This window comes from Kosmotoga sp. DU53 (assembly GCF_001639905.1).
GTDB classification, from domain to species: Bacteria; Thermotogota; Thermotogae; order Petrotogales; family Kosmotogaceae; genus Kosmotoga; species Kosmotoga olearia.
In genome coordinates this window covers 1-3,079 of the sequence record NZ_JGCK01000083.1, presented here as the reverse complement: position 1 = coordinate 3,079, position 3,079 = coordinate 1, and the positions used below count along the sequence as shown (strand labels likewise).

Here is a 3,079-nt window from a genome sequence, read left to right as displayed (position 1 = left end):
CCGGGTGTAATTAGCTGTAAACAGGCTTCCATTATCCGTACGGACCAACTGAGGTACCGTTTCCTGGTAAAGCATTGCCCTTCCCAGTGTTCGAGTAAAATCTTTGCACTTGCAACTCTTCCCAAGATATGAACCCACTATTTCCCTTGAATATACATCTATTATGTCCAATAAGGCTATATTCCCTTCCTGTATTGTGGTTATGTACTTAATATCTGCTTCCCACAGTATTCCTGTCCTGTCTATCTCATGCTGGGTTGAGCGCCTAACAGGATGGTGCTGTTTCGGCCAGTATTTCCTGACATATCCCAGCTGTCAACATCAACCAAAAATGCAAAAAAACATCGATCAAAATTGCGTAATTTCATCGCTCAGATTTGCGTAGTTTGTCGGTTCTACCAATCGTCGTCTGTATACCAACAAGCCCCGTTTTCTGTTTTTCTTTCAGTCTGTAACTTTTTCCACGAATATTGACTATCGTACAATGGTGTAAGAGTCTGTCCAATACCGCTGTTGCTAATACTTCGTCTTCAAATATCTTGTCCCATTCGGTAAAGCTTCTGTTGGATGTCAGGATTATGCTTCCCTGCTCGTATTTCTGGCTCACCAGTTCAAAAAACAGCTTCGCTCCCTCTGTATCCAGCGGCAGGTATCCCAGTTCATCTATTATTAGTAGGTCAAGGGATTTGTAGAATCTAATGGTTTTTTCCAGATGTCTCTCAACAAAGGCTTTCTTTAATCGATCCACCAACGTTATTGCATTAACGAAGTATATTTTCTTTCCTTCCCTTAGGGCTTCCATTCCAAGACCTACCGCCAGGTGTGTTTTTCCTACTCCAGGAGGTCCAAGAAATACCACGTTCTCTTTTTCGTACATGAATCTCAGGGTCTTCAGTTCCATTACCTGTTTTCTGTCTATGCTGGGTTGGAAACTGAAATCGAATTCTTCCAGGGTTTTGTGGAAAGGTAATCCGCTGTATCTGAGAGCTGTTATGTATTTCTTGTTCTCGTTTTCTTTCTTCTGGGCTATTAGTAGTTCTTCAATCAATTCGAGAACGTCTTTATCTCCTTTGCTCCAGTTTTGGAGAGAAGAATCCAATACCCTGGAGATTCCTTCCAGTTTCAGTTCTTTCAACAAGCTGTGTACTTTTTCGTAGCTCATACCGCATCACCCACAAGAGCCTGGTATTCTCTCAAAGACCTTTTTTCTACCTGGTCTTTCAATGGATGTACTGTAATGAGTTCATCGTTGCTGTATATCTTCAGTAGTGAACCTTCCACCTGGAGATTGACTCTTTCCCCTACGTATTTTTTACCAACATGATATGCCCTTTCCTTGTAGACTATCTGGCCTTTGTTTCTTACGAGTCTTGTATTTAATCTGCGAATGGGATACAATTTACTTAGCTCATTTAGGTGATTCTTTTCCCTCTCGAATCTTTCGAGAGGGGTTTCTTTTAATTCGGAATGGAGTCGCTGGTTTGCTATTGCTAACCAATCTCTTAATACGTTCTTCAATTCCGTTAGGCTCGAATAACTCTGGCCGTAAAGAATATTCTCCCTTACGTAAGGAACCAACCTCTCGACCTTTCCTTTGGCTTTTGGATTATATGGCCTGTGAGTAATCACTTTAAAGCCGTAGAAGTTTGCAAAATCCATGAATCTGGCGTTGTATTCCTTCTGTTTCTGAAGCTTCTTTACAACGGTTTTCATGTTGTCGTACAGACCTTCTGAGGGATAACCACCAAAGTACTCAAAGGCATGCAGATGAGCTTGGATCAAGGTCTCAAGCTTTTCATCTGGTACTATCTCCGCGTACAGCATCCGTGAATAGCTCAACACCATAATGAAGAACTTAACGGTCGTCTTTTCGCCTGCAATAACCGTTGTACCCGTTCCCCAATCAACCTGAAATTGTCTACCAGGTTCTGTTTCGAATCTGACAACAATTTCAGGTTTCCCCTTGGGTCTTATTGAGGACACATACATCCGGAGTATTGTCAGTTTACCGGTATAACCTCTCTCCACCAATTCCTTAAACAACACTGTCGCTGTAAGTTCGGGATACTCCTGGAGCCTTTTCTCGATGTAATCCTTGAAAGGATCGAGTTTCGAACCTCTTTTTGCCATTTGACACCACTCCTTATTAAGATATTTGTTTACGGTGTTGGGAGCAATGCCAAGGCGCCTGGCTATTGCTAGCTTGCTTAACCCCTCTCTGTACAATATTCTGATTTCAAAGACCTGCTTTTCCGTTAACATCTGAATACCTCCTTTTCTATCTGAGATATTCAGATGTTACTACTCAATTCTTACCGATGTTTTTGCTCATTTTTGACCGACGTTTTTACTATTTTATAATCGATGTCGACAGATGGAATCGAATTTCTTGGATTCACCATACAAAAAGGCAAAATACGAATCCAGGAAAAGAAAATGAAGAGGTTCAAAGCCAAAGCAAAAACACTCACCCGAAGAAACCAATGTACACCGATCGGAGAGATAATAAAACGACTAAACCAATTGCTGAGAGGCTTCAGCAATTACTACAAAATAATCGACTGGGTGGGAGTATTCAGAGACCTCATGGGTTGGATAAGAAGGAGATTGAGAGCCATAATCCTGCGACAATGGAAAACGACAAAGAAACTACGCAGGGTGATGAGACAAAAAGGATACAGAGGCGAAATATCCGGAATAAGAATGAACAAATGGAGAAGCTCTCGATCGCGATTGGTCAGTAGACTACTGCCTAACAAATATTTTCAGAAGATAGGGCTGTATGATATGAAGCTTTCACATGTACCACTGTCGGAGAATCCGATACTCAATCCATGAGCCGTGTACGTTGGCCCGTACGCACGGTTCTGTGAGAGGACGGGGGGATTCCCCCGGGTCTGTTAGCAATTTTGTGTAAACTCCCTCCGAAATATGAGAAAATAACAAAAAGCTAAGGAGGGAGAACAGTGGGAAACTTTGACAAAGAAGCAATGAAGAGATTGGTACGAGAGAGGAAATTAAAGACAACAGAAGACGACGGAAAATCTTGTAAAAGAATTATTTGGAGACATCATTAAAG

The 3,079-nt window shown here is 41.7% G+C and carries 3 protein-coding genes and 1 pseudogene; 1 reads left to right on the top strand and 3 read right to left on the bottom strand.

The window, feature by feature from the left end:
- The 3 genes and pseudogenes from DU53_RS12060 to istA all read right to left on the bottom strand — a co-directional run.
- Positions 1–315 (bottom strand): annotated as a pseudogene (locus DU53_RS12060) (DDE-type integrase/transposase/recombinase); the annotation flags it as partial.
- Positions 316–364: 49 nt separating this feature from the next.
- On the bottom strand, positions 365–1,162 hold the full coding sequence (gene istB / locus DU53_RS11570) for an IS21-like element ISKol10 family helper ATPase IstB (protein ID WP_012745031.1): 798 nt from the start codon (positions 1,160–1,162) through the stop codon (positions 365–367).
- Positions 1,159–2,262, bottom strand: a complete 1,104-nt coding sequence (gene istA, locus DU53_RS11565) for an IS21-like element ISKol10 family transposase (RefSeq protein WP_012745030.1) — start codon at positions 2,260–2,262, stop codon at positions 1,159–1,161. Before istA ends, istB begins: the two co-directional genes overlap by 4 nt.
- A 102-nt stretch (positions 2,263–2,364) precedes the next feature.
- On the opposite strand from istA, the gene DU53_RS11560 reads away from it, so the two are divergent.
- On the top strand, positions 2,365–2,838 hold the full coding sequence (locus tag DU53_RS11560) for a group II intron maturase-specific domain-containing protein (protein WP_235599834.1): 474 nt from the start codon (positions 2,365–2,367) through the stop codon (positions 2,836–2,838).
- Positions 2,839–3,079 lie beyond the last annotated feature (241 nt).

What these genes read in the sequence shown, in the direction of transcription:
- istA (WP_012745030.1), bottom strand. Translation starts at nt 2,262, where the DNA reads ATGTTAACGGAAAAGCAGGTCTTTGAAATCAGAATATTGTACAGAGAG.
- DU53_RS11560 (WP_235599834.1), top strand. Translation starts at nt 2,365, where the DNA reads ATGTCGACAGATGGAATCGAATTTCTTGGATTCACCATACAAAAAGGC.
- istB (WP_012745031.1), bottom strand. Translation starts at nt 1,162, where the DNA reads ATGAGCTACGAAAAAGTACACAGCTTGTTGAAAGAACTGAAACTGGAA.